Origin of the sequence: Paraburkholderia sacchari (assembly GCF_000785435.2) — a bacterium.
GTDB lineage: Bacteria > Pseudomonadota > Gammaproteobacteria > Burkholderiales > Burkholderiaceae > Paraburkholderia > Paraburkholderia sacchari.
This window is the reverse complement of the sequence record NZ_JTDB02000008.1, coordinates 111,650-135,430: the sequence shown is the minus strand read 5'-3', so window position 1 is coordinate 135,430 and position 23,781 is coordinate 111,650. Positions and strand designations below refer to the sequence as shown.

The window sequence follows — 23,781 nt, the reverse complement described above, 5'->3', positions numbered from 1 at the left end:
CTGCGCGTCGGGGGGAGAATCGTAAAAGCACTACGCTGTCTATCGCGCGAACGGAAACAGGGTCAATGGACCCGCTCGACCGGTGCCACGCAATCGTGGCTTGCACACCAGAGTTCGCGCGAGCGCTGCAGCGCCGCGCGCGCACCGCGCGTCGCCACCATCAGCCCGATCTGACCCATGTTGAAGTCGAGCGACACCATCAACTGCATGAGGTCCACCATCGGCAGGACCAGCGCGGGTTGATACAGTTGTCGTTCGATAAAGGATTTCATGACGGCTCCCGCTGAAACCGCCGCGTCTCACTGACGTAGCGTCATTTCCATGAGAGCCATTCTAGGAATGGAGCGTCCGCCGATAAATGGCCCGGACGCGAAGTCACTTGTCGCCAAACACGAACAATCGTGCAAGCAGCGGCACCCGCGATCAGCAAGCGTGTTCCGCCGGCCCGCGCACGGCACCGAAGCTCATTCGAGCGGCGTCGCAACGAACTCGGGCAACGCTTCGGCGCGGGCAGAGTGCGCAGCAAGCGCCGGATAACGCGCGGGTTCCACCACGCCCGGCAAGATATGCTGGGTGAAACGCCAGGCCACCGCGGCCGTGATGTCGGCCTGCGTGATCCGCCCCGCGCACAGCCAGCCGGCGCGACCGTCAAGCAACTTGTCGAGCACGGTGTACGCGGCGTGCATCTGCCCGGTGACGCGCTGCAGCCACGGTTCATGCTGACGCTCCTCGGGCCGCAACTGACGCTCGTACACCTGCTGGATCGTCTTTTCCATGGCGGCCAGCGCGAATCCGTTCACGCGCAACGCGAAAGTGCGCTCCTGCGATTCCTCCGGCATCAAGCGCCGCGCCGGCGGCACCTTGCGGTCGAGATAATCGAGGATCAGCGTGGAATCGATCAGCAACGTGCCGTCGTCGTCAATGAACGTGGGCGCCTTCACGACCGGATTGATCTGCGCGAACTCGTCGTAGTGCCGGAACACCGACACGCTGCGATGCTCGAACGGCATCCCAAGCACGTGCAGCGAAATCGCGACACGGCGCACATACGGGGAATCCATCATGCCAATCAACCGCATTGCCACACCTCGCACAAGAAAAGGGGACCGGACAGCCGATAGTGCAGCATCGGCGAGTTCATTTCAAGATTTGTGCCGATGATCGCACCCCATTACTGCAATAACTGCTCTTGAAAACGGCGCTGACAAATCGGAAGCCACCTGATTGCCACGATGCCGATTGCGTAATGGCCTCGTTAAAACGATTGATCTCGAGCATTAAAACGGCTCCCAATAAAGCCGTGCCGATATGTCGCGAAGGATTCGAGTTGGCTGGCGCTACATTTGTTAGTTGTCGTCCCGAGTGACGCGACGCGTCATTGCTGCAATGCAACGTTCTCACTATTTGGGGACAGCGAAGGCGCATCACCACGTAGAGGCGCGTCGCATAAGGCCCGGGAGACCACAAGCGGCAACGCAAGGATGCCGAACTATTACTCGTCCTGCATTTCAAGGTGTTTTCCTGCGCCGCATGTGTTGCACTGCATCGCGGGGAAACTCCTGGATACATACGCCGAAAGGCTGCGATAGTCTGACTGCACAAGGAGACGAAATCATGAGACAAGCATTCAATGTTGGCGTCGTCATCATCCTCGCACTCCTCCTCGCGAACCGGGCGATGACACGCGCGCAGGCGCACGAAACCAGCTCGGTCACTTGCGCGCAAGGTTCGGAACTCGTGCGGCTCGACGCGCTCGCGCGCGGCTTCACCGCTATCGGTGCGCGCAGCCAGGGAGAGAATTTCCTTTCGTCGTGCCTTGTTTCTGGACAAGCTCAGGTCGGCAAAATCGTCGCGCACGACTGATTCGGCGGGACCGCATCGAACGCCCGGCGACACAAACAAACTGTTCTGTTCTTCGTGCGGCGTTGCCGCACGGTGCCCGGACGGGCCGGATACGGTCTGTGACATAGTCGTTTCGCGGCTGCTTTCGCGCACAACTTCCGCCAGCATATTTTGATGCCTGGACCAGGCATAACGTGCGCGCTTTTCATATGCGCTCGAATGGGCGCGACGTATGCCATAAAGCGAAAAACCAGGCGCCATTCTGCTTCGGGGCAATGTCGTTCATCCTCGCGCGTCCATACCATTTTCGCTGTGTCGTTGCCCTGCTCGCGCATGATGTGCAATAGCACCCCTGCCTCAGTACTTTAGCGACGTTAATTAACATTCCTCCGAGTTGCCAATGGCTGCAATTGGCGGCGACAATGGTGCGCGATCAGGAGGAATTTATGAGAGGCAGCATCCTGTTGCTTGGTCTTGGCATGCTAACGGCATGCACATCGGTAACCAGTGTTAACTCGAGACAGGATGGGCATTTTTCGATAACGAGCCGGGCGCGCTGGGACATCGTCTCGTGGAATCACGTGCGCAGCGCCGGTTTCAAGGAAGCGCAGGCTTATTGCCGCAAGCAAAATAAAGAGATGCATGCGGTCGATGTGCACAGCGAAGGCCTGCGCGGCGTTACCCCACAATCGGTAGAGGTAGTCTTCGACTGCATCTAGGCCGCCCTGCCGCTTGCCGCGCATCCCCGCCCATCAAGGCTTTTGCGGATCCACTCCTGCTTTTTGAGCGAACCCTTGCGCAATAGCAATAGTTTGTTGCCGTTCTCCCCGATACTCAATCGGCATCGCGCAGATACACTGGCGAAACATTTTGTTACGGCCTGTATCATGCTTACCGCCTTTTTCATCCTGGCGCCTTTGGCGATTGCGGCGCTTTTCGGCTTCGCGCGGCTCGTCAACCCGCGCACTGGCCAGATCGGCAGTCGCTGAGCGCACGGCGCGGCTCGGACATCGTTGTGATGTCCGGCTAACCCAATGAGTCCAGCGACAAAAAACCCGCGAGGCGTCGCGCCAGCGCGGGTTTAGGGGCTTCTTATTGCGAAGCCTGTTCGGGTTTCATCAGGTTGTCCTGGTGCCGGCGACCGGACTCGAACCGGTAAGCCGTGAGGCGGCGGATTTTCGTCACACTACGTCTTTCGACGCCTCCCGCGAAGTTCTCGCGGATGTTCGTGCGCTGGACTATGCCTTCGCCTTAGCCACTTGGCGCGGTAAAACCGCGCCAAAGCCTTAGGCGCCCCCCGTCTAGTCTCTACACCTTCCTCGCTGGCGCGAAAATGCACCAGCCGGCTTGGCTCGGCGTTGCCTCGGCGCAATGCGCGCTTGCGCATCGCAAAGTCCAGGGGTTTCTCCGAATTTGAGGGGTTCTGCACCGGCCGTTTCCGGCTGGGCACTCAATCTAGTTTTAAGTCCGCTATGTTTACCAATTTCATCACGCCGGCAAAGCGGACGCGATTCTACCATTGGCACAGCAATTCCGGCTCAAGCCGATAACGATGCCGTCAGACTCACAGCGGGCGCGTCGCACATTCGAAATGTTGCACACTCAACCTGTTTAAAGTTTTCCCCCGGCGCACGCCTGCGCGAGGGGCGGCACGATCGCACACGCTCCGGTATGATCGGCACGCTCCGAACTCATGTAGCCGGCGTTTCGCCGACTTGAGCGAGGGCAGCCATTTCAGCATCTCATATCGCTGGGCGCCGCCCGCACCGTGCACATGTCCACACCCGATTCCGCATCCGCTGGCGAACGCCAGTCGCTGAGCGGCCTGCTGCTTTTGCTCGCGACCATCGCGGGCGTTGCGGTCGCGAACATCTATTACAACCAGCCGCTACTCGACGACTTCCGCCATACGTTCCCCGCCGGAGCTGCGTGGATCGGCGCGGTGCCCGCTGCCACGCAGCTTGGCTACGCACTGGGGATGCTCCTGCTTGCGCCGCTTGGCGACCGCATCGACCGGCGCCGCATCATCCTCGTGCAGACCGGGCTGCTCTGCCTCGCCCTGCTCGCAGCCGCAACCGCGCCCTCTCTGCCGGTGCTGATCGGCGCGAGCCTCGCCATCGGGGTGCTCGCCACCATCGCGCAGCAGGCCGTGCCTTTCTCGGCCGAACTCGCGCTGCCCGAGCAGCGTGGCCACGCCGTGGGCATCGTCATGAGCGGGCTCCTGCTCGGCATCCTGCTCGCGCGCACCGCGTCCGGGTTCGTCGGCCAGTACTTCGGCTGGCGCATGGTGTTCGCCGCATCAATCGTGGCGCTGCTCGTGCTCGCCGTGGTGATCGTGAAAAAACTGCCGAAGAGCCAGCCGACTTCGACGCTCGGCTACGGCAAGCTGCTTGCCACGCTCTGGCATCTCACGGTCGAATTGCGCGGCCTGCGCGAAGCCTCGGCTATCGGCGCTTGCCTCTTTGCCGCGTTCAGCCTGTTCTGGCCCGTGCTCACGCTACTGCTCGCGGGCGAGCCGTTCCATCTCGGCTCCGAGGTCGCTGGACTGTTTGGCATCGTCGGCGCGGCGGGTGCGCTCGCCGCGCCATGGGCGGGCCGCTCCGCCGACAAACGCGGTCCGCGCGCCGTCATCACGCTCTCGATCGCACTCATCGCCCTCGCGTTCGTGATCTTCGCGTTCTCGGGCACGAGCCTGATCGGCCTCGTGATTGGCGTGGTCGTGCTCGACGTGGGCGTGCAGGCCGCGCAAATCTCGAATCAATCGCGCATTTACGCGCTGCGCCCCGAGGCGCGCAGCCGCGTGAACACCGTGTTCATGGTCTGCTACTTCATCGGCGGGGCAACGGGTTCGGCGGTGGGCGCGGCCACCTGGCATGCGTTCGGATGGATGGGTGTGTGCGCAGCCGGTTTGGGCTTCAGCGCGCTCGCGGCGTGGATTCACTACGCCACGCGTGCGCAGTCCGATACCAACACATAACCGCGCAATACACGTTCACCACGTGGAACGCGTGCACGCACGGCATCGCGAATTCGTGAAACCGTGCAGGCTGCCAGGCACGGCGTATGCTGAAAAGGGTTTCCTCACTCAGCGGAGACTGTTCTCATGAAACGCCTGATTGCACTCTTTCTTGTCACCGCGTCCGTTGCGGCGCTGGCTGCCTGCAATACCGTCGCGGGCGCGGGCGAGGACCTGTCCTCGGGTGGCCACGCCATCACGAACAGCGCCGAGAAAGCCAAGTAACCGGCGCGGCATTCGCCGGCGCCGGCACACCTGCCGGCGCCGCGACCGCACCGCCAGCCAATGCGTCAGCGCTGAGAAAAAACTTCGTGCTGCGAATGATCAGGCAAGTTCAGGACCCACGCCGCCGGTCGTCAAACACGAACGAGAGCCCGACGCTGCCGAGAATCAGCACCGTGGCGACGATCGTGCCAAGGGTAATCGGCTCGCCGAGCGTGAGCGCACCTATGATCACCGCTACGACCGGGTTCACATACATGCAGCTGCTCGCCACAATCGGGCTCGTGTGGCGGATCAGATAGCCATAGGCAACATACGCGGCCATCGTGCCGATCACCATCAGGTAGACGAACGCGACGAACGGCAGGAAATGCAGCGCTTCCATACGCTCGCCGGAGATCCATGCCACCAGCGTCGAGATCGCACCGCCAAGACCGATCTGCAGCGCCGTTGCGATGAAGAGATCGGAGGGCAACTCGAGCCGCCCTGCGAGATGCGCACCTACCGCCCAGAAGAGCGCGCCGCCGAGAATCGCAAGGCTACCGCCCGCCGTGCCGCTTGCCCCACCGCCGTGGCTGAGGATCGCGATGCCAATAAGACCGAGCGCCACTGCCGCCCATTCGCCCTTCGCAACGCGCCGCCCGGCCGCGGCGGCAATGAGCGTGGCGAACAGCGGCACGGTCGCAACCATCACGGCCGCAGTGCCCGTGCCGACCGTGCGCATGCCATAGGCCAGCATGCCGCTCGACAGGCCCACCAGCATCGTGCCGACCACGCCCGCATTGCGCACCTGCGCAAGCGTCGGCATGGGCGGACGCCGACGCACGGCGAACACAAAGAGCCCGATGCCCGCGAACAGATTGCGCAGGCCCGAAAGCAGCAGCGGCGGAAACGAGCCAAGCGCCACGTGCACGCCGAGGTAGGTCGAGCCCCAAACGAAGTAGACAACCGCCAGCGATAGCGCCACGCGACCGCCGCGCGACTGCGGCAAGCGCACGCTGCGCGCGAGATGCCAGCATTGCGCGCCGGTCTGTATCAGCGCCTGCAGCAGCCGTTGGGCAAGTGAGCCGCCGGTCGAGCGGGAAGGCAAACGGGGAGGCATCGTCATTGCACCGCGGAGAGACTGAGGGCGGACCGCGGACACCCCGCCAAACATGGGACGGGACGAATGAAGCGCAACGGCATGATGGAAGCGGCGAAAAAGAAAGTGCGAGATGTGCCTCGATGCGCCGCAATGGAGGCACTAAGGGCACGAAGTGCCCGAATCGGGCGTCACGCATTATGCAACAAGGCGCCTCGCTACGGATGCAGTGAGCACGCTTTATGCGCAAGGCATGCAGCTTGCGTGCTACGAGTGCCGAAACGCAGTGCTGAAATGCCCGTCAGGACAGCCATAGCATCGATATGCGACAAGACGTCGCCATTGCCTCATCGGACGAGTTGCCTGCGCAGGTCGTCCACGAATAACAAGACCGTGTTAGCATGTCTAACGCTTTCAAAATACTTTCATTCAATTCTGTCGTTCCCCATGCGTCCGTCGATCGCGCACCTTGCCGTGCATCTCGCAGCACCTCTGCCGCCGCGCGCCCAGCGCGGCGCGTCTGCGTGCGCGGGAACGCTTCCGGATGCGCGCTCCGCCGCCCGACGACACCTTCCCGGCTCCCAGGCCCCGCTCGCCGCCGCCCGGCGTCCATACTGAACCACCCTCCGCTTTCCGGAGCCGTTCGGTCGGGCTCCGGGCCGATCCCTCACTTTTTTCAATCCCGGATCGTAAGGAGAACCACCATGTCGAAGAAAATCCGCTATCTGACCGAGCTCGATCTCGCTCGCCTCGAAAAATGCGCCGCCGAACCCGGCGCGGCTCCCGCGCGCCAACTCATGCTCGACGACCTGCTCGAACGCGCCGAGATCGTCGACTCGCGCAAGGTCGCAGCCAATGTCGTCACCATGAATTCGCAGGTCACGCTCGTGAACGAACGTACGGGCGAGGAAGTCACGTTCACCGTGGTCTATCCGGTGAGCGCCAATCTCGACGCCGGACGCCTGAACGTTTTTTCGCCCGCGGGCCTCGCGCTGCTTGGCGCGAAGCGCGGCGAGTCCGTTCGTTTCACGCCGCCCAGCGGCGCCGTCGAGACGTTCAAGATCGACCGCATCCTGTTTCAGCCCGAAGCCGCAGACGATTTCACGCTGTAAGCAACACGCGCCTACGCCCCGCCCGGCACATTTCACCCGCCGGAGCACTTGCCAGATCGTCGCAGCACGGTGTATCGTTTGGCCTGCTTACGCGGGGGTCCTGCGTCATGCGCCGCTTTGAATCGTTCATACGAATGTTCAAGTCGCGTATTGCGTGGGTGAGAAATACCCTTTGAACCTGATCTGGATAATGCCAGCGCAGGGAAGCGTCCGGACTTCGCAACGCAAACGCCTCACCTCATCACAGCGAAGTCCGTCCACGTTCCGTCTCATCTCCTGCTAAGCCGCTGTTCCCACATAGCTTTGCATGGAGAGAGGCATGAACGCCAACCCGAAATTCGTTTCCGCCAACGCGCACGTCGACGAAGCTGCAATCGCGCCGCTGCCCAATTCCCGCAAGATTTACGTGACCGGCTCGCAACCCGACATTCGCGTGCCGATGCGCGAAATCACGCAATCGGACACGCCCACGGGCTTTGGCGGCGAAAAGAATCCGCCGATCTACGTCTATGACACGTCGGGCCCGTACACCGACCCCGAAGCGAAAATCGACATCCGCGCGGGCCTGCCCGCACTGCGCCAAGGCTGGATCGAAAAGCGCGGCGACACCGAAGCGCTGCCCGGCCTCTCCTCCGAATACGGCCGCGAGCGCGCCGCCGATTCGGCCACGGCCGAACTGCGCTTCCCGGGCCTGCATCGCACGCCCCGTCGCGCGAAGGCCGGCAAGAACGTCACGCAGATGCACTACGCGCGCCAGGGCATCATCACGCCCGAGATGGAATTCATCGCGATCCGCGAGAACCAGCGCCGCGCCGAGTATCTGGAAAGCCTCAAGACGAGCGGCCCGAACGGCGCGAAGCTGGCCGCGATGATGGGCCGCCAGCACCCGGGTCAGGCGTTCGGCGCGGCAGCCTTCGGCGCCAACGCCCTGCAGGAAATCACGCCCGAATTCGTGCGCGAGGAAATCGCCCGCGGCCGCGCGATCATCCCCGCGAACATCAATCACCCGGAAAGCGAGCCGATGATCATCGGCCGCAACTTCCTCGTGAAGATCAACGCGAACATCGGCAACTCGGCAGTCACGTCGTCGATCGGCGAGGAAGTCGACAAGATGACGTGGGCGATCCGCTGGGGCGGCGACACGGTCATGGATCTCTCGACCGGCAAGCACATTCACGAAACGCGCGAGTGGATCATCCGCAACTCGCCGGTGCCGATCGGCACGGTGCCGATCTATCAAGCGCTCGAAAAGGTCAACGGCAAGGCCGAGGACCTCACGTGGGAAATGTTCCGCGACACGCTGATCGAGCAGGCCGAACAGGGCGTCGACTACTTCACGATTCACGCGGGCGTGCGCCTGCAGTACGTGCCGCTCACGGCCAACCGCATGACGGGCATCGTCTCGCGCGGCGGTTCGATCATGGCCAAGTGGTGCCTCGCGCATCACAAGGAGTCCTTCATTTACGAGCATTTCGAAGAGATCTGCGAAATCATGAAGGCCTATGACGTGAGCTTCTCGCTCGGCGACGGCCTGCGCCCCGGTTCGATCTACGACGCCAACGACGAAGCGCAGCTCGGCGAACTGAAGACGCTGGGCGAACTCACGCAGATCGCGTGGAAGCACGACGTGCAGGTGATGATCGAAGGTCCGGGCCATGTGCCGATGCAGCTCATCAAGGAGAACATGGACCTGCAGCTCGACTGGTGCAAGGAAGCACCGTTCTACACGCTCGGGCCGCTCACCACCGACATCGCACCGGGCTACGACCACATCACCTCGGGCATTGGCGCCGCGATGATCGGCTGGTTCGGCACGGCCATGCTTTGCTACGTCACGCCGAAGGAGCACCTGGGCCTGCCGAACAAGGACGACGTGAAGGAAGGCATCATCACGTACAAGCTCGCGGCGCATGCAGCCGACCTCGCTAAGGGCCACCCGGGCGCGCAGGTGCGCGACAACGCGCTGTCGAAGGCGCGTTTCGAGTTCCGCTGGGAAGACCAGTTCAACATCGGTCTCGATCCGGACAAGGCACGCGAGTTCCACGACGAAACGCTACCGAAGGACTCCGCGAAGGTTGCGCACTTCTGCTCGATGTGCGGCCCGCACTTCTGCTCGATGAAGATCACCCAGGACGTGCGCGACTTCGCGGCGAAACAGGGCGTGAGCGACGACGAGGCCCTGAAAAAGGGCATGGAAGTGAAGGCCGTCGAATTCATCAAGCAAGGCGCGGAGATTTATCAGCGCCAGTAAGGCACGCGAGACGGTGCGCGCCGCGAAACAATTTCTAACGACTCCGACAACTCGTTGACAAGCGCACACACCCGGATACGGGCGGCGCTTCTACGATGAACGTATTGGAGGCGCATCAGACACGAAAGCGCCTGATGCGCCCCGCCCGATACAACTGGAGTCGAAAAATGAAAACGCTCGCTCGCGCACGCACCCTTCTCACTGTGACAACGCTCGTCGCCGTAACCGGCTGCCTCTCACTCTCGGCTTGCGACAACATGTCGAGGCGCGACCGCGACACGGCAATCGGCGCCGGTGTCGGCGGCGTCGCGGGCGCGGCCATTGGCGGCAATGCGCTCTCCACGATCGGCGGTGCTGCGGTAGGCGGCATCATCGGCAATCAGGTCGGCAAGTAAAGGCTAGGTCCGCCCTGCCTGACACCGCGAAAAAAACACGACGATACAACAGGCAAATTAGCCGGCAATCCGGATTACACAAGCCGGCTTCAGAGAGGATACGCGGCGCATGTCTCGCAAGAGCATGCGCCGCGTTTGCATTCGGCGACGACGTAGTGGCGGCCGCTGGCATCACTTACCGCCCCTCAAGGGCTACTGGGCGCCGCACGACCGTACTTTCCCTCCTTGACGCTCCCGAACCATTTTCTATGCTGCTATTGGGTATCGGGTACTGAAGCACGGCCTTACTGAATTCCCTCTCCCGATGGCGGCGCCCAGGTCTACCGCGCGCCGCACGCACTGCCGACGCCACGCCCGGCACACCCTTGCGCCCGCACGCATCGATGCGCCGATATCAATCAGCACAAAGGAGACGTCATGTTCCATCAGCTGTTGACTCCCATCGGCAACTCACTCTTCCTGTCGTTCATCGTTGCGGTACTGCCGATCGCCGTGGTGCTCGTCCTGTTGGGCTGGGCGCGCCGGCCCGCCTGGCAGGCTTCCCTCGCGGGCCTCATTGTGGGCTTGGTCGTCGCGATCGTGGGCTGGCAGTTTCCGGTCAATCTCGCCATCAGTTCGGTGCTCAACGGCGTGGTTTTCGCGCTGTGGCCGGTCATGTGGATCGTCGTCACGGCCATCCTGCTTTACAACATTGCGGTGCGCTCGGGGCGTTTCGCAGCGTTTCGCATGTGGCTGCTCGACAATCTGCCCAACGACCGGCGCATCGTGCTCGTGGTGGTGGGCTTCTCGTTCGGCGCGCTGTTCGAAGGCATCTCGGGCTTCGGCACGCCGGTCGCGATCACCAGTTCGCTCTTGATCATGCTCGGCTTCCCGGCGCTCGAAGCACTCACCTTCACGTTGATCTTCAACACGGCGCCGGTTGCGTTCGGCGCGCTCGGCGTGCCGATCACGGTGCTGGGCGCGGTCACTCATCTGCCCGCCGACGCGCTCGGCCAAATGGTCGGCCGCCAGTTGCCATTCTTTGCGGTGGCGCTGCCGTTCTACGTGATCGCCATCTACGCGGGTGTGGGCGGCATGCTGCGCATCTGGCCAGTGCTGCTGGTCTCGGGCGGCAGCTTCGCTCTCACGCAGTTCGTCACGGCGAACTACATCAACTACAGCCTGACCGACGTGCTCTCCTCGCTCGTCTCGCTGATACTCACGATCCTGTTTCTGCGCGTGTGGAAACCCGCGCCCGACGCGCGCTTCGAAATCAAGGTCGACCGCGCCAAGGAAGTGCGCGGCGACGTCTCAGGCACGCAGGGTTGGTATCCATGGATCATCGTGGCAGTGGTCGTGATTCTCTGGACGATTGCCAAGGTATTCGCGATCGGCGACCTCAAAGTGCACTGGCCAGGCCTCGATAAGGCCGTCTACATCACGCTGTACAAGACGCCGTATGGCGCGATCTGGGACTTCCAGCCGCTCGGCACGGGCACCGCGATCCTGCTCGCTGCCATCCTCACGGCGCTGGTCGTGCGGCTCAAGCCCGCCGAGTTCAGCGCCGCGATCGTCGATACATGGGTCCAAACGCGCATCGCCATCCTGACGGTCGCCACCATCGTCGGGCTGGCGTTTTTGATGAACTACTCGGGCCTGACTTATACGCTGGGTCTCGGCGTGGCCTCGGTGGGCGCGTTCTTCCCGCTCGTCTCGGCATTCCTCGGCTGGGTGGCCGTGTTCCTCTCGGGCAGCGACACCTCGGGCAATGCGCTATTCGGCAATCTGCAGGTGGTGGCCGCGCATCAGCTCAATCTGGACCCCGTGCTCATGGCGGCGACCAATTCGTCGGGCGGCGTCATGGGCAAGATGATCTCGCCGCAGAATATCGCGACGGGCGTGGCAACCACCGACCTCAAAGGGCAGGAAGGCCACGTGTTCGCGAAAACCTTCAAGCACTCGATTTTGCTGACGGTGCTGCTCGGCATTCTGGTGTGGCTGCAGCAAAACGTGTTTACATGGATGATTCCGCCGCATTGAAGGCGGTGTGGAGCGCGAATGAAAAAACCGCCTGCGAATGCATCGATTCGCAGGCGGTTTTCTTGATTGCCCTCGGGCGGCATGGGCGCCGCCCGCTGCATTCAAGCATGTTTACTGCAGTTGCTCGACCACGAGGCTCATGATCTCGCGAGCCGGCCGCGACGAGTCGACCTGCCCGTTGTCGTCGACGACCGACACGCGGGTCTGGCTCGGAGTCACGGCGCGCACGTTGAGCTTGTACTGCTTCGCGACCTTGTCCTTGTGGCCGTGGAAGAGCTGGCTCCAGAAGCCCTGCTCCGCCGAGCTCATATCCTGCGGATCCACGTAGCGCAGATAGTAGATGCCCTTCGTGCGGTCGCGGTCGTCCACCGTGAAGTTCGAGCGGTCGAGCGCGACGCCCACGCGCAGCCACGCGCGGTCGTACGGCTCGGCGAGCGTGAGCTCGGTCGACGTGTACTGCCCCCCCGCGGCGCCGTTCGCCGACGACGTGTCGGACGGCGCGCTCTGCCCCGCAGCGGCAGCGTTCTGCGCCGCGACGGCGGCAGCGGCCGCGTCGGCACCCTTGGCCGGCGTCTTGCCGTTGGCATTCGCTTTCGCGTCGGCCTCGGCGGAGATCTGCGCGTCGGGCACGCCGGGCTTGGCGCGTCCGAGCGTCACCATGAGCCGCTTGAGGTACTCGGTTTCGAGCGCCGGATCGTTGGGCTTCGGCACCCAGTGCGTGGTGTCGTTGTTGGTGCCGGTCAGCTGCTCGCTCAGGCCCTTCTGGCTGATGAAGATGTACGTGCCGCCGGTGGGCGACGTTTCGAGGCGCGTGCGGTACTTGTTGCGCTCGGCCGTGACGTACGAATTGCCCGTGGCCCACGACAGCGTGTTGCGGATGAGGCCGTCGTTGATCTTCGGATGGGTTTCGTTCCAGTCGGTTTCCATCACGCCCTTGTCGCGCTGGTCGACCACCAGCAGGAAGCCCTGCTCCTGCCAGAAGCGGCGCACCTGCGGCCAGACCTGGTCGGGCGTGCGGTTGTCGATGACAAGCCAGCTTTCCGTGCCGTCACGCTGAATGTGCATGCCGGGCATCTGTGGAAGCACCTGAGTCTGGTCGGCCGGGGGCGCTGCGGCCTGAACCTGCTTGAGCGCGGACAGCGAGGTTTCGCCACCTTGCGGGGGCAGCGTGCGCTGGTCGCCCGTTTCGTCGAGCAGGTTCGGCGGCACAGCCAGCGACGCCTGCTTCGCCTTCGCGTCGCTGCGGTAATCGATCTTGCCGGGCGTCGGCGAACTGCAGCCGGCGACCAGCCCGCCCGCCATCAGGAGCGCGAGCGCGCGTGCGGCAAGACGTTGGTGAAAATCACTCATGTTCGGGTAATCCCTTCGGCTAGGCCACGGGCTAGTTTCCGTGGATCAACCAGCCATTTTACCGGCGAGAGGCCGTGCTGTGCAAAAACCGGGCAGCGATGGCGCTGCCCGGCACGCCCGAGTCCGTCAGACCGGTGCTCCAGAAGCTGAGTGACGAGCCCCGTAACCCGCCTTTTCCCCCATCACCGTAACGTTCATCAACATTTCATAAGCCACTCTTTACACCCGCGAATCGAGAGAATTTCTTTTTTTATCAACGCACTACGGTTGGAAATGAAGGGCCGCCAGTTTTGCGCCAGCCGACATTTGAAGTTCGCTGATATTGCAGAAGCGGCCCGATGGTAATTTCCCCGAGAAAAAAGAGATAAGCCCAAAGAACAACATACGGAGAGTCGATGAAAACTTGCAGCCGCTTGCAGGCGGGCCGCGCCGCGGCCTTCGCCTGCCTCTTATCGTGCCTCGCGGCCGGCGCCGCACCAGCCCACGCGGCACTCGGCGACACGGCACCGCCCGAGGTTCCGCAAGCATCCGCGCCCGCTACCACCCAGACGCTTGCAGGCGGCGCAGCGCGTGTGACGGGCTACGTCGACGCGCGCGGTACGCGCTTCAACGAGTACATCGCCGCGCGCAGTGGCCAGATCTTCGCCTATACGTGGCAAGGCCCCACTGCGCCGGACCTCGATGCACTGCTTGGCCGCTACGCCGCCGACTGGCACAGCGGCGCCGCCGCGCTCCATGCCGCCGGACGCGCCGGCCTGCACGCCGCACGCGTCGATACGCCCACGGTCGTCGTCGAATCCGGCGGCCACATGCGCGGCTATGTCGGCCGTGCGTGGCTGCCCGCGGCATTGCCTGCGGGCGTCGCGGAAGGAGACCTGCAATGAGCGCGCAAGCACAACGCGTTTTGCCCCCGGGGGAGCGCGCCAACGCGCGCTCGAGCATACTCGCAGGCCTCCTTGCCGCAGCGCTCACCGTAGTGCTGACCGCATTGATCGCGGCCTGCGGCGGAAGCGGCAACACCGGCGTGGTAAGCGGCACAACGCCCGCGAGCACGCCCGCTGCCGCCAGTGCGCCGTCGACTGCGAGTTCGCCGTCTGCGACCAGTCTGGGCACATCCAGTACCTCCGGCACCGTACCGCAATCGACCACGCCGAATGTCCTCGCGGTCCGTGTCGCCGCCACGCCCGAATCCGCACGCAACATGCTCATGACGAGTGTGACGGTGTGCGTGCCGGGTACGACGACCTGCGCCACCGTCGATAACGTGCAGGTCGATACCGGCTCGCAGGGCCTGCGCCTGCTCGCCTCCGCGCTGCCCGCCGGATTCGCGCTGCCCGCCGTCACCGCGGGCGCCAGCTCGTCGCCCGCCGGCGAATGCGCGGCCTTCGGCACCGGCTACACATGGGGCGCAGTGCGCAGCGCCGACGTGCGGCTCGCGGGCGAAGTCGCGCCTTCACTGCCGATCCAGGTGATCGCCGACGCGTCCGTGCCCACCACGCCAAATTACTGCCGCGGCTTCGGGTTCGCGATGATCAATACCACGGCGCTGCGCTCGAATGGCATCCTCGGCGTCGGGACCTTCGATGCGGACTGCGGCGCGGCCTGTGTCAATCAACCCAATAGTTCGTGGTACTACGCCTGCCCCTCCGGCAACTGCACGGCGAGCGCGCAGCCACTCGCGCAGCAAGTGCGCAACCCCGTCGCGTCGTTTGCCACCGACAACAATGGCGTCGTGATCGATCTGCCCGCGGTGCCCGACACGGGCCAGGGCGCGGTGAGCGGATCGCTGATCTTCGGCATCGGCTCGCAGCCGAACAATGCGCTCGGCAGCGCTACCGTGCTGCGCGCGAATACGGTGACGGGCTACGTGACGACCACGACCGCGGACGGTTCGATCTATCCGCTCAGCTATCTGGACAGCGGATCGAATGGCTTCTTCTTCGCGAACTCCGCCCTCACGCGCTGCGGCGTGTGGTACTGCCCGAGCACGCCGCAAAGCATCGGCGCGTCGATCAAGGGAACGGACGGCGTCAGCGCACCGGCCTCGGTTTCCGTCGCGAACGCGCAAACGCTCCTTGCCAGCAGCAACTGGGCGTTCAACGACCTTGCGGGCTACAACGGCAATATGTTCGGCTGGGGATTGCCGTTCTTCTTCGGGCGGCGCATCTATACGGCGATCGAATCCCAGATGACCCCGGCGGGAACGGGGCCGTATTTCGCGTTCTGAGTTGCGCGCGCAAGCGCGCCGGTCACTCGTCGTCGCCGTCCGGCGCAGGTGTGGTCTTCGCAAGCATGCCCGGCGAAAGCCAGCGGAACGACGTGAGGCTGCCAGACTTGTCGTAGGTGCACTCGGCAGCGGTGGACGGGCGCGGCGCCTTGTGCAGACCGAGCTTCACGGCAAGCATCGCCATCGGCGTGGTGGGCTTGGCCTCCGCGACCGGAGCAGCAACCGGGGCGGACGCCGCGGAGGCCCCGGAAGCCGCCGACACCATGGACGCAGCCAGTGGCGCCGACGCGCCGCGCGCAGTCGTCGCTGCGCCAGTTGACGTTGAAGTTGCAGTCGAGGTCGGCATCGAAGCGGCCGAAACGCTAGCCGCACTCGCACCGGAGGCGCTTGTTGCCGCGCCCGCGACGGCGGCGGCGGCCGATGCGCTGAGCCCGCCCGATGCCGGCAATGCGCCGCGATCGAGCAGTCCTTCGACCACAACGCGTTTGCCGCGATACGCCACGGCGGTATGCGTGACGGACAATGCCCCCAGCGAAGCACTGCTGAGCCGGGTGCGCATTTCCCGCTCGCACTCACTGGGGTTCTGATACTGCGCGACGCATCCCGCGAGCAGAGTGGCCCCGGCGGCGAGGCCGACGAGGCAAGCTTTCCGTTTGTTCATCGCTCTTGTTGCGCATCTCGCGCGGTTCGGTTTTCAGGCTGCGGCAATTGTAGCGTACAGGCCGCGCGGACCCGAGGCGCACCGGACATAGGCGCCGCTGCTGCGACCGGAGGCTCGCGAGCCGCGCCGGCCTGCTATCATCGCCGCTGTATATTCATACAGTGCCGCGCGTGCTCCCCGAATCTCCCGATCCGTTCTATTACCTCGCGAACTTCGAGCGCGCGCTCGCCTCGCTCGATGCCCGCTGCGCCGACTTGTTCGACGAAGCCGAGCAGCGCTTCGTGCAAGGCTTTGGCGCCCTGCCGCGCGGCTCGCGCGCGCTGTTTGTGCGCATGCTGATGCGCAAGGGCCCGAATTTTCGCGCGAGCAAACTCGACTACGCCGAGATTGGCTGTCCGCGCGCGGCGGCCGCTCCGCTCGTCGACGCCGACTGGCTGGACAGTGCGCCCGTGCTCGCGTTCGATGCCCTTGCAGCACTCGTTACCAAAACCGAATTGCAGGCGCTCAGTGCGCGCCTCCTGAGCAATGCCGCTGTGCCCGGCGCACGAGCCACGCGTGCCACGCGCGCCGAAACGCTCGAAGCCCTGCAAGCCGCCGCGCCCGAAGCGCGCGGCTGGTCGGCGTGGTTTCCGGACTCGAGCGATACCGTCTTCCATTTGGCCGCCTCGGCGCTGTGCGAGCGGCTCAGGCTGATGTTCTTCGGCAACCTGCGGCAAGACTGGTCTGAGTTCGTGCTTGCCGATCTGGGTGTCTATCGCTACGAGCCCGTGCCGCTCGACAGCGCATCGCGCGCGTTCCGACAGCGCGCCGATATCGACGCCTGGCTTGCGCTGCGAGATTGCCGCGAGACCTTCGATCTCGCGCCCGACGCCGCAAGCGCCGTCACCGCCGTGGGCGCGGCGCTCGATACGCTCGACATGCTCGCGCCGCACACCCAGTCCAACGACTGGCTGCGCTCGCGTCACGACCGCGTGCGCCACGCAGCGGGCCAGGCTGCCGAGCGGCTGGGCGAACCGGCGCTCGCCTGGCGCGCCTATGTCGACTGCGGCCATCCCGAGTCGCGCTACCGGCGCGTGCGCGTGCTCGAGCAACTGGGTCGACACGACGACGCGTTCGCGCTCGCGCAGGCGATTGCCGGCGCCCCCGCGAACGAAGAGGAGGCACAACGCGCGACCCGCACGATCGCGCGCCTCGCGCGGCGGCGAACCGCGACCTCGACGCGGCAGGAAACCGCGGCAACGGGCGCAATCGAAGCCAGCAATGCGCCGACGTTCGCCAGCGCCGAACTCACGTTGCCCGCCACCTGCGCGGGCCTGCGCGTGGAGGAAGCCGCGCGCCGGACGCTCGAGTGCGCGGACGCCCCTGTCTTCTACGTCGAGAACACGCTCATCAACGGGCTGTTTGGCCTGCTCTGCTGGCCCGCGCTCTTCGCAGCGCTGCCGGGCGCCTTCTTCCATCCGTTCCAGCGCGGCCCCGCCGATCTGCATGCGGCCGACTTCGTCCAGCGGCGCGCCGGGCTCTTCGCCACCTGTCTCGCCGAACTTGAAAGCGGCACGTACCGCGCGACCATCGAGCAGCGTTTTGGCGAGAAGCACGGCATCCAGTCGCCTTACGTCGCGTGGCCCGCGCTCGACGCCGCGCTGCTCACGCTCGCGCTCGACTGCTTTCCCGCTGCTCACTTGCGGCTATGGTTCGAGCGGCTCCTGCGCGAGCCCGCCGCGAACCGCTCGGGCTTGCCCGACCTCGTGCGTTTCTGGCCTCACGAGCGACGTTACGAACTGATCGAAGTGAAAGGCCCCGGCGACCGGCTGCAAGACAATCAGCGCCGCTGGCTCGCCTACTGCGCCGCGCACGGCCTGCCCGTGACGGTGCTGCAAGTGCGCTGGGCGGCGCAGACCAGCGCGAACGCTGCGTCAATGCCATGAACTACACCGTCGCGGTCCGTACGCTCTGCGAGTTCACCGCGAAACGCGGCGATCTCGATTTGCGCTTCACGCCATCGCCCGATGCAAGCGAAGGCCGCGCCGGCCATGCCGCGATCGCCGCGCGCCGGCCCGCCGGCTACGAAACCGAAGTCGCGCTCACCGGCGAGTTCGGCACGCTCACCGTGCGCGGCCGCGCCGACGGCTACGACCCAGCACGCCAACGACTCGAAGAATTCAAGACCTATCGCGGCGATCTGGATGCGGTGCGCGAGAACCAGCGCGCGCTGCATTGGGCGCAGTTGCGCGTCTACGGCGCGCTGATGTGCGAAAAGCTCGGCCTCGACGCGCTCGAACTCGCGCTCGTCTACTACGAGATTGGCTCGGGACGCGAGACGGCGCTCGTCGAGCGCGCGAGCGCACAGCAATTGCGCGCGCAATTCGAATCGCAATGTGCGCGCTTCACAGCGTGGGCGGAACAGGAAAGCGCGCATCGCGCGGCGCGCGACGGTGCGCTCGCGGCCTTGCGCCTGCCGCATGCTGCGTTCCGCGAAGGCCAGCGCGATCTCGCCGAGTCCGTATGGCGCGCGGCGACGCAAGGCCGCTGCCTGCTCGTCGAGGCGCCGACCGGCATCGGCAAGACCATTGGCACGCTGTTCCCGCAACTGAAGGCCTGCGCGCGCGCCGGCATCGACAAGGTGCTGTTTCTGAGCGCCAAAAGCTCGGGGCGTCAACTCGCCATCGACGCGCTCAACACGCTCGCCGATGCGCAGGCCGATAGCGAAGCTGGTGCGAGTGCCAACGCGTCCTCGCTGCCGCTGCGCGTGTTGGAGCTGGTCGCGCGCGAGAAGGCCTGCGAGCATCCGGACCTCGCATGCCACGGGCAATCGTGCCCGCTTGCGCGTGGTTTCTATGACCGCCTGCCCGCCGCGCGCGCCGCCGCCCTCGCGCGCATACGGCTCGAGCGCGCGACGCTGCGCGAAGTCGCGCGTGAGCACGAAGTGTGTCCGTACTACCTCGGCCAGGAGCTGGCGCGCTGGAGCGACGTGATCGTAGGCGACTACAACTACTACTTCGATGTGAGCGCCATGCTTTTCATGCTCGGTGCGCACAATCAGTGGCGCACGAGCGTGCTCGTCGATGAGGCACACAACCTGCCTGAACGCGCCCGCGCGATGTATTCCGCTGAGCTCGTGCAAACTCGCGTGGACGCCGTACGGCGCGCAGCGAGCGCTCCAGTGAAGCGCGCATTGACGCGTCTCGCGCGCCACTGGAACGCGCAGACCGCCATGCAGCCACAGGCCTGGCGCGCGAGCGAAACGCTGCCCGAGGGTTTCGTCGCCGCGCTCGGCGATGTGATCGCCGCGATTGGCGACCAGCTTGTGCAACCAGCGCTCGTGCGCGACGCGGAGCTAGAACGCTTCTATTTCGACGCGCTGCACTTCGTGCGCATGGCCGAGCGCTTCGACGCGCAATCGATTTTCGACGTCACGCCGCTGCCCCCACGGGAAGCGAAGCGTCCGCGCTCGACGCTCTGCATCCGCAACATCGTGCCGGCGGGCGCGCTGCGCGCGCGCATGGCGGCGGCACACAGCGTGACGCTTTTTTCCGCCACCCTCGCGCCCACCCACTATTACACCGACATGCTCGGCTTGCCGGAAAACACCGTGAGCGTAAAGATCGGCACGCCGTTTCGCTCCGAGCAACTCGAAGTGAGGATCGCGCGCGATATCTCGACACGATACAAGGACCGCGAACGCTCGCTCGACACGCTGGTCGAGCGCATCGCCACGCAATATGCTGCGCGGCCCGGCAATTACCTGTGCTTCTTCAGCAGCTACGACTATCTTCAGCTTGCCGCCGATACCTTCGTCGCGCGGCATCCGCACGTGAGCACATGGATGCAGTCGCGCACGATGGACGAAACCCGGCAACAGGCCTTTGTCGCGCGCTTCGTGGAAGGCGGTTGCGGGATCGGCTTTGCAGTGCTCGGCGGTGCTTTCGGCGAGGGCATCGACTTGCCGGGCACGCGCTTGATCGGCACCTTCATTGCGACGCTCGGCATGCCGCAGGTGAACCCCGTCAACGAGGCAATGCGCGAGCGCATGGAAACGCTCTATGGCGCCGGATTCGACTACACCTATCTGATTCCCGGATTGCGCAAGGTCGTACAGGCCGCGGGCCGCGTGATTCGCACCGAACACGATAACGGCGTCGTGTATCTGCTCGACGATCGCTTCACACGGCCCGACGTGCGCGCATTATTGCCGGCATGGTGGTGCCTGGGCTGAACGCCATCGATCAATAGTCCGAATCTTCAGGAAGCCTTGTCGTACTGGTACACGCCCCGACCGGTCTTGCGGCCGAGCCGCCCCGCCGCCACCATCTCGCGCAAGAGCGGGCACGCACGATACTTCGAATCGCCGAAGTCCTTCAGGAACACGTCCATCACGGAGAGGCATACGTCGAGGCCGATCAGGTCCGCGAGCGCGAGCGGCCCGATCGGATGATTCGCGCCCAGCTTCATGCCGGCGTCGATTTCCTCGGCGCTTGCAACGCCTTCAGCGAGCACGAAGAACGCTTCGTTGATCATCGGCACAAGAATGCGGTTCACGACGAAGCCGGGCGCGTTCTTGACCGCGATGGGCGTCTTGTCCAGACGCTGTGCGAGGTCGCGCACGGCATCGACCACCGCCGGACGCGTCTGCAGGCCGCGAATGACCTCGACGAGCGGCATCATCGGCACTGGATTGAAGAAGTGCATGCCGATGAAACGCGCTGGATCAGCAAGCGTCGTCGCGAGCGCCGTGATCGAAATGGACGAGGTGTTCGAGGCAATGATCGCGTCAGGACGTGCAGCGGCTTCGATCTGCTTGAGAATGCGCATCTTGAGCTCGGCGTTCTCCGTGGCCGCTTCGATCACGAGATCGGCGCTGCCAAGGCGCTGGTAGTCGGTGCTGGTCTCGATGCGCGCGAGCGCTGCGTCGCGCACGGCCGCATCGAGCTTGCCCTTCGAAACGAGCCGCTCGAGGCTGTGCGTGAGCGTCGCCACACCTTTGGAAAGCGCCGCCTCCGTCACGTCGATCATCACTGCCTTGAGCCCCGCCACGGCCACCGCCTGCGCGATGCCGTTGCCCATGGTGCCCGCGCCCACGATCCCAACCGTTTCGATTGCCATGCCTGCTCCTCACTCACTGGTCTGCGACGCCGGTGCATCGCCGATGGAAAAAACCGGCCATGCGGTGCGCGTGATGCACCGCATCATGAATCGACAGTGTAGCGGGTTGTGAAGACAGGCTGAAACCGGTGCGGCGGGGGGCTAAACCATACCCCCCATCCCGGGCGCACCCGGCTCAAAAGTTGTACTGCACGTAGATCTGGCTGAAGTTCAGACCGGGGTTAGGCGTCTTGATGTCCGCGTTGGAAACGTGCTGAAAACGAAAACCGGCCTGAAAGTTCTGGTGCTCACCGAACTGCGCACCTACACCCACCAGGTTCGCGAACTGGAATGCCGTCGACATGGCACGGTCGCCCGTGAGTTGCACGTGCGAAAGCAGGCGCACGCCTATGCCGGCCTCGAAGAACGGCCTGAACCAGCCGCTGTCCTTGATGATGCGAAACACCGGCGTCACGCCGAATTCCCAGATGTTCGGATGCGAAGCGCCGTCTTCTGTGAGATTCCAGTACGCGACGTGCCCCTCGCCCACCACGGTGAAATGAAAACCCGCAAAATGCCACCACTGAAGTCCTGGATCCCAGACCAGGCCCAGGTCGAGTTTCCTCACTCCATAGCTCGCGACGCCGGCTCCCAACTGGACGCCGAATTGGTCGGCATGCGCGCCTGCCGCTCCTAAGGCCAACAGCGCCGCACATGCCCCACGCGCCATCCGGAGCGGCCACTCCGATCTTTTTTCTGTCATGAGCATCCCTCGAAACGAACGACATCTCGTGACGCGATCTCTAAACCCTCTATTTCCCTTTGCAGCGGACAATTGCGATTATTTGCAATCCTTTTCGCACTATGCAGCGAGTGTACTAGTCGTTTCTACTTTCTGCCTATAACCAGGCCCCCGGCGTGAACGCCTGACTCAAAGCTTTCACCGCGATATGCAATACCTTGCGGTCAAATCGAATGACGCATTAATCGGCAGCTTTTACTTCACCACAAGCGCGGACCTTATCGCTTTTACCTGGAATGGTCGGACTAAATCGAACGTATCGGCATTTATTGATTTTCAGCGAAGCGGATTGGCGCGTGCGTTCGATCATACGGATCTGAAGAATCGCAGGCCGGCAAATCACGCAGACGCACAAACATCAGGCGTAGCCGGAAGAGACGTCGCGTTGCACGACGCCGTATCGTTACTCCCGCAACTATCTGGCCACTTGCCGTGCCGCCCGGAGCGCCTATTGCTGGGTTTATTGCTGGGTTTATTGCTGGGTTTATTGCTGTTTGGCGCCCGCGCCATTCCTGCGCGCCCCCATACCCGGAAGCCGCTTGATGAAGCCGGTCGCAAGTGATGTGCCCAAAAGGATCGCGGCGCACGCCTCGATCATGCCCACCGACACATGTTCGCTGAGAAACAGTGCGCCCCAGAGGATGCCGAATATCGGGATCACGAACGTCACGGTAATCGTGCGTGCGGGGCCAATCGAGGCAATCAGGCGGAAGAACAGCAGATAGGCAACGCCCGTGCATGCGACGCCAAGGCAGAGCGCCGCGCCCCACGCATGCAAAGAAACTGCGGCATGCGGCCAGGTGGCGAGTGCGAACGGCGCCAGCACAATGGTGGCGGCCGTCATGGTGCCGGCAGCCACGGTAAGCGGATCGACGCCGGTCAGATGGCGCTTCGTAAAGCTCGCCGCGACGCCATAAAGCGCCGCCGCACAAAGCGCAGCGCTGGCGGCGAGCACAGTGGCCGACGTGCTCGCGCCATCGCCGGCGCGCGTGGCAATCTGATCCCAGACCAGCGCGAGCACGCCTGCAAAGCCAATTGCGAGGCCCGCGATGCGCAAACCGCTCAGCCGGTCCTTGAGCCACAAATACGCGACCACGGCGCCGAACAACGGCGTAGTTGCGTTGATCACCGAAGTCACGCCTGCGGAGAGCGTGAGTTCGGCCCACGCGAAGAGGCAGAACGGCGCGGCCGAATTGAGAATGCCGACCACGAAAAGCGGCCACGCGTGCTCACGCAATGCGCCGAGCGCCTCGCGCGGCGAGCGCCGCGAAAACAGCACGATCAGCAGGAACAGCGCGCCGATGCCAACACGCAGCGCCATCAGCGGCGCCACCCCCAGATCGGTGACGCCGATGCGGATGAAGAGAAATGACCCGCCCCACAGGGCGGCGAGAAAGACGAGCTGAGCAAGTTCGATCGGATTCATGGTCGACAGTGCGCGTACGAAAGGGACAACATCGGCAGTCAAGCGCTAATCGTAATGGGCGTGGTGCAACCCTGATAGCGAATGATTCTCATCGATATGTGAGAAAAATTAACGCCGATTGTTGCGCACTTATTTCTGGGGAGTGCTGCGAGGAGGTTCGCGTGCGATTGCGTCGCGCGATATCTCTAGCGCAATAGAAAAAGGCCTTACGGTTTTCACCGTAAGGCCTTCTTGACTTCTGGTCGGGGCGAGAGGATTTGAACCTCCGACCACCTGCACCCCATGCAGCTTTTAGCCT

General features: G+C 64.0%; 21 protein-coding genes and 1 riboswitch. Of the genes, 12 read left to right on the top strand and 9 right to left on the bottom strand.

Features of this window, described 5'->3' with window-relative positions:
• Positions 1–62: 62 nt before the first annotated feature.
• A complete protein-coding gene (locus tag NH14_RS24820) occupies positions 63–272 on the bottom strand; it encodes a hypothetical protein (RefSeq protein WP_035530988.1) in 210 nt (69 codons plus the stop codon).
• A gap of 192 nt (positions 273–464) precedes the next feature.
• On the bottom strand, positions 465–1,079 hold the full coding sequence (locus tag NH14_RS24815) for a glutathione S-transferase family protein (RefSeq protein ID WP_035530987.1): 615 nt from the start codon (positions 1,077–1,079) through the stop codon (positions 465–467).
• 535 nt (positions 1,080–1,614) lie between these two features.
• Between NH14_RS24815 and NH14_RS24810 the strand changes: the two genes are divergently transcribed.
• Both NH14_RS24810 and NH14_RS24805 read left to right on the top strand, forming a co-directional pair.
• A complete protein-coding gene (locus tag NH14_RS24810) occupies positions 1,615–1,863 on the top strand; it encodes a hypothetical protein (RefSeq protein WP_035530985.1) in 249 nt (82 codons plus the stop codon).
• Positions 1,864–2,288: 425 nt separating this feature from the next.
• Positions 2,289–2,561 carry a hypothetical protein gene (locus NH14_RS24805; RefSeq protein WP_035531178.1) on the top strand — a complete coding sequence of 91 codons (273 nt, stop codon included), beginning with the start codon at positions 2,289–2,291 and terminating at the stop codon, positions 2,559–2,561.
• Between the two features lie 33 nt (positions 2,562–2,594).
• Here NH14_RS24805 and NH14_RS24800 read toward each other — a convergent pair whose 3' ends face one another.
• Complete coding sequence (locus NH14_RS24800) at positions 2,595–2,837, bottom strand: hypothetical protein (protein WP_168727159.1); 243 nt, start codon at positions 2,835–2,837, stop codon at positions 2,595–2,597.
• A gap of 779 nt (positions 2,838–3,616) precedes the next feature.
• Here NH14_RS24800 and NH14_RS24795 point away from each other — a divergent pair.
• Both NH14_RS24795 and NH14_RS24790 read left to right on the top strand, forming a co-directional pair.
• Positions 3,617–4,819, top strand: a complete 1,203-nt coding sequence (locus tag NH14_RS24795; RefSeq protein WP_035530983.1) for an MFS transporter — start codon at positions 3,617–3,619, stop codon at positions 4,817–4,819.
• Positions 4,820–4,945: 126 nt separating this feature from the next.
• Positions 4,946–5,083, top strand: a complete 138-nt coding sequence (locus NH14_RS24790; RefSeq protein ID WP_035530981.1) for an entericidin A/B family lipoprotein — start codon at positions 4,946–4,948, stop codon at positions 5,081–5,083.
• 109 nt (positions 5,084–5,192) lie between these two features.
• Here the strand turns inward: NH14_RS24790 and NH14_RS24785 are convergent, their stop codons facing one another.
• Positions 5,193–6,188: an EamA family transporter gene (locus NH14_RS24785; protein ID WP_237179754.1), complete on the bottom strand. Its 996-nt coding sequence runs from the start codon at positions 6,186–6,188 to the stop codon at positions 5,193–5,195.
• Between the two features lie 677 nt (positions 6,189–6,865).
• Between NH14_RS24785 and NH14_RS24780 the strand changes: the two genes are divergently transcribed.
• The 4 genes from NH14_RS24780 (at position 6,866) to NH14_RS24765 (ending at position 11,938) form a co-directional block, all read left to right on the top strand.
• Complete coding sequence (locus NH14_RS24780; RefSeq protein ID WP_035530979.1) at positions 6,866–7,273, top strand: GreA/GreB family elongation factor; 408 nt, start codon at positions 6,866–6,868, stop codon at positions 7,271–7,273.
• Positions 7,274–7,356: 83 nt separating this feature from the next.
• Positions 7,357–7,496, top strand: a riboswitch (TPP riboswitch).
• 96 nt (positions 7,497–7,592) lie between these two features.
• Entirely contained in the window at positions 7,593–9,524 is a 1,932-nt protein-coding gene (gene thiC / locus NH14_RS24775; protein ID WP_035530977.1) for a phosphomethylpyrimidine synthase ThiC, read from the top strand.
• Positions 9,525–9,691: 167 nt separating this feature from the next.
• Entirely contained in the window at positions 9,692–9,919 is a 228-nt protein-coding gene (locus NH14_RS24770; protein ID WP_035530975.1) for a YMGG-like glycine zipper-containing protein, read from the top strand.
• 417 nt (positions 9,920–10,336) lie between these two features.
• Positions 10,337–11,938 (top strand): L-lactate permease, encoded by a 1,602-nt coding sequence (locus NH14_RS24765; RefSeq protein WP_035530974.1) that lies wholly within the window; start codon positions 10,337–10,339, stop codon positions 11,936–11,938.
• 111 nt (positions 11,939–12,049) lie between these two features.
• Here the strand turns inward: NH14_RS24765 and bamC are convergent, their stop codons facing one another.
• Positions 12,050–13,288: an NlpB/DapX family lipoprotein gene (gene bamC, locus NH14_RS24760; RefSeq protein WP_035530972.1), complete on the bottom strand. Its 1,239-nt coding sequence runs from the start codon at positions 13,286–13,288 to the stop codon at positions 12,050–12,052.
• Positions 13,289–13,683: 395 nt separating this feature from the next.
• Between bamC and NH14_RS24755 the strand changes: the two genes are divergently transcribed.
• Positions 13,684–14,172, top strand: coding sequence for a DUF2844 domain-containing protein (locus NH14_RS24755; RefSeq protein WP_052148360.1), 489 nt, complete (start codon positions 13,684–13,686; stop codon positions 14,170–14,172).
• Entirely contained in the window at positions 14,169–15,515 is a 1,347-nt protein-coding gene (locus NH14_RS24750; RefSeq protein WP_052148359.1) for a DUF3443 domain-containing protein, read from the top strand. Before NH14_RS24755 ends, NH14_RS24750 begins: the two co-directional genes overlap by 4 nt.
• Before the next feature lie 22 nt (positions 15,516–15,537).
• Here the strand turns inward: NH14_RS24750 and NH14_RS24745 are convergent, their stop codons facing one another.
• Positions 15,538–16,176 carry a hypothetical protein gene (locus tag NH14_RS24745; RefSeq protein ID WP_168727158.1) on the bottom strand — a complete coding sequence of 213 codons (639 nt, stop codon included), beginning with the start codon at positions 16,174–16,176 and terminating at the stop codon, positions 15,538–15,540.
• Between the two features lie 170 nt (positions 16,177–16,346).
• On the opposite strand from NH14_RS24745, the gene NH14_RS24740 reads away from it, so the two are divergent.
• A complete protein-coding gene (locus NH14_RS24740; RefSeq protein ID WP_035531169.1) occupies positions 16,347–18,101 on the top strand; it encodes a VRR-NUC domain-containing protein in 1,755 nt (584 codons plus the stop codon).
• On the top strand, positions 18,098–20,389 hold the full coding sequence (locus NH14_RS24735; protein WP_035530966.1) for an ATP-dependent DNA helicase: 2,292 nt from the start codon (positions 18,098–18,100) through the stop codon (positions 20,387–20,389). Before NH14_RS24740 ends, NH14_RS24735 begins: the two co-directional genes overlap by 4 nt.
• A 26-nt stretch (positions 20,390–20,415) precedes the next feature.
• On the opposite strand, the gene NH14_RS24730 is transcribed toward NH14_RS24735, so the two are convergent.
• The 3 genes from NH14_RS24730 to NH14_RS24720 all read right to left on the bottom strand — a co-directional run bounded on the left by NH14_RS24730 (position 20,416) and on the right by NH14_RS24720 (position 23,483).
• Complete coding sequence (locus NH14_RS24730; RefSeq protein WP_035530964.1) at positions 20,416–21,276, bottom strand: 3-hydroxybutyryl-CoA dehydrogenase; 861 nt, start codon at positions 21,274–21,276, stop codon at positions 20,416–20,418.
• Positions 21,277–21,451: 175 nt separating this feature from the next.
• Complete coding sequence (locus NH14_RS24725) at positions 21,452–21,985, bottom strand: acyloxyacyl hydrolase (protein WP_152617253.1); 534 nt, start codon at positions 21,983–21,985, stop codon at positions 21,452–21,454.
• 556 nt (positions 21,986–22,541) lie between these two features.
• Positions 22,542–23,483, bottom strand: a complete 942-nt coding sequence (locus NH14_RS24720) for a DMT family transporter (protein ID WP_052148358.1) — start codon at positions 23,481–23,483, stop codon at positions 22,542–22,544.
• Positions 23,484–23,781 lie beyond the last annotated feature (298 nt).

What these genes read in the sequence shown, in the direction of transcription:
- NH14_RS24820 (WP_035530988.1), bottom strand. Translation starts at nt 272, where the DNA reads ATGAAATCCTTTATCGAACGACAACTGTATCAACCCGCGCTGGTCCTG.
- NH14_RS24815 (WP_035530987.1), bottom strand. Translation starts at nt 1,079, where the DNA reads ATGCGGTTGATTGGCATGATGGATTCCCCGTATGTGCGCCGTGTCGCG.
- NH14_RS24810 (WP_035530985.1), top strand. Translation starts at nt 1,615, where the DNA reads ATGAGACAAGCATTCAATGTTGGCGTCGTCATCATCCTCGCACTCCTC.
- NH14_RS24805 (WP_035531178.1), top strand. Translation starts at nt 2,289, where the DNA reads ATGAGAGGCAGCATCCTGTTGCTTGGTCTTGGCATGCTAACGGCATGC.
- NH14_RS24795 (WP_035530983.1), top strand. Translation starts at nt 3,617, where the DNA reads ATGTCCACACCCGATTCCGCATCCGCTGGCGAACGCCAGTCGCTGAGC.
- NH14_RS24790 (WP_035530981.1), top strand. Translation starts at nt 4,946, where the DNA reads ATGAAACGCCTGATTGCACTCTTTCTTGTCACCGCGTCCGTTGCGGCG.
- NH14_RS24785 (WP_237179754.1), bottom strand. Translation starts at nt 6,188, where the DNA reads ATGACGATGCCTCCCCGTTTGCCTTCCCGCTCGACCGGCGGCTCACTT.
- NH14_RS24780 (WP_035530979.1), top strand. Translation starts at nt 6,866, where the DNA reads ATGTCGAAGAAAATCCGCTATCTGACCGAGCTCGATCTCGCTCGCCTC.
- thiC (WP_035530977.1), top strand. Translation starts at nt 7,593, where the DNA reads ATGAACGCCAACCCGAAATTCGTTTCCGCCAACGCGCACGTCGACGAA.
- NH14_RS24770 (WP_035530975.1), top strand. Translation starts at nt 9,692, where the DNA reads ATGAAAACGCTCGCTCGCGCACGCACCCTTCTCACTGTGACAACGCTC.
- NH14_RS24765 (WP_035530974.1), top strand. Translation starts at nt 10,337, where the DNA reads ATGTTCCATCAGCTGTTGACTCCCATCGGCAACTCACTCTTCCTGTCG.
- bamC (WP_035530972.1), bottom strand. Translation starts at nt 13,288, where the DNA reads ATGAGTGATTTTCACCAACGTCTTGCCGCACGCGCGCTCGCGCTCCTG.
- NH14_RS24755 (WP_052148360.1), top strand. Translation starts at nt 13,684, where the DNA reads ATGAAAACTTGCAGCCGCTTGCAGGCGGGCCGCGCCGCGGCCTTCGCC.
- NH14_RS24750 (WP_052148359.1), top strand. Translation starts at nt 14,169, where the DNA reads ATGAGCGCGCAAGCACAACGCGTTTTGCCCCCGGGGGAGCGCGCCAAC.
- NH14_RS24745 (WP_168727158.1), bottom strand. Translation starts at nt 16,176, where the DNA reads ATGAACAAACGGAAAGCTTGCCTCGTCGGCCTCGCCGCCGGGGCCACT.
- NH14_RS24735 (WP_035530966.1), top strand. Translation starts at nt 18,098, where the DNA reads ATGAACTACACCGTCGCGGTCCGTACGCTCTGCGAGTTCACCGCGAAA.
- NH14_RS24730 (WP_035530964.1), bottom strand. Translation starts at nt 21,276, where the DNA reads ATGGCAATCGAAACGGTTGGGATCGTGGGCGCGGGCACCATGGGCAAC.
- NH14_RS24725 (WP_152617253.1), bottom strand. Translation starts at nt 21,985, where the DNA reads ATGGCGCGTGGGGCATGTGCGGCGCTGTTGGCCTTAGGAGCGGCAGGC.
- NH14_RS24720 (WP_052148358.1), bottom strand. Translation starts at nt 23,483, where the DNA reads ATGAATCCGATCGAACTTGCTCAGCTCGTCTTTCTCGCCGCCCTGTGG.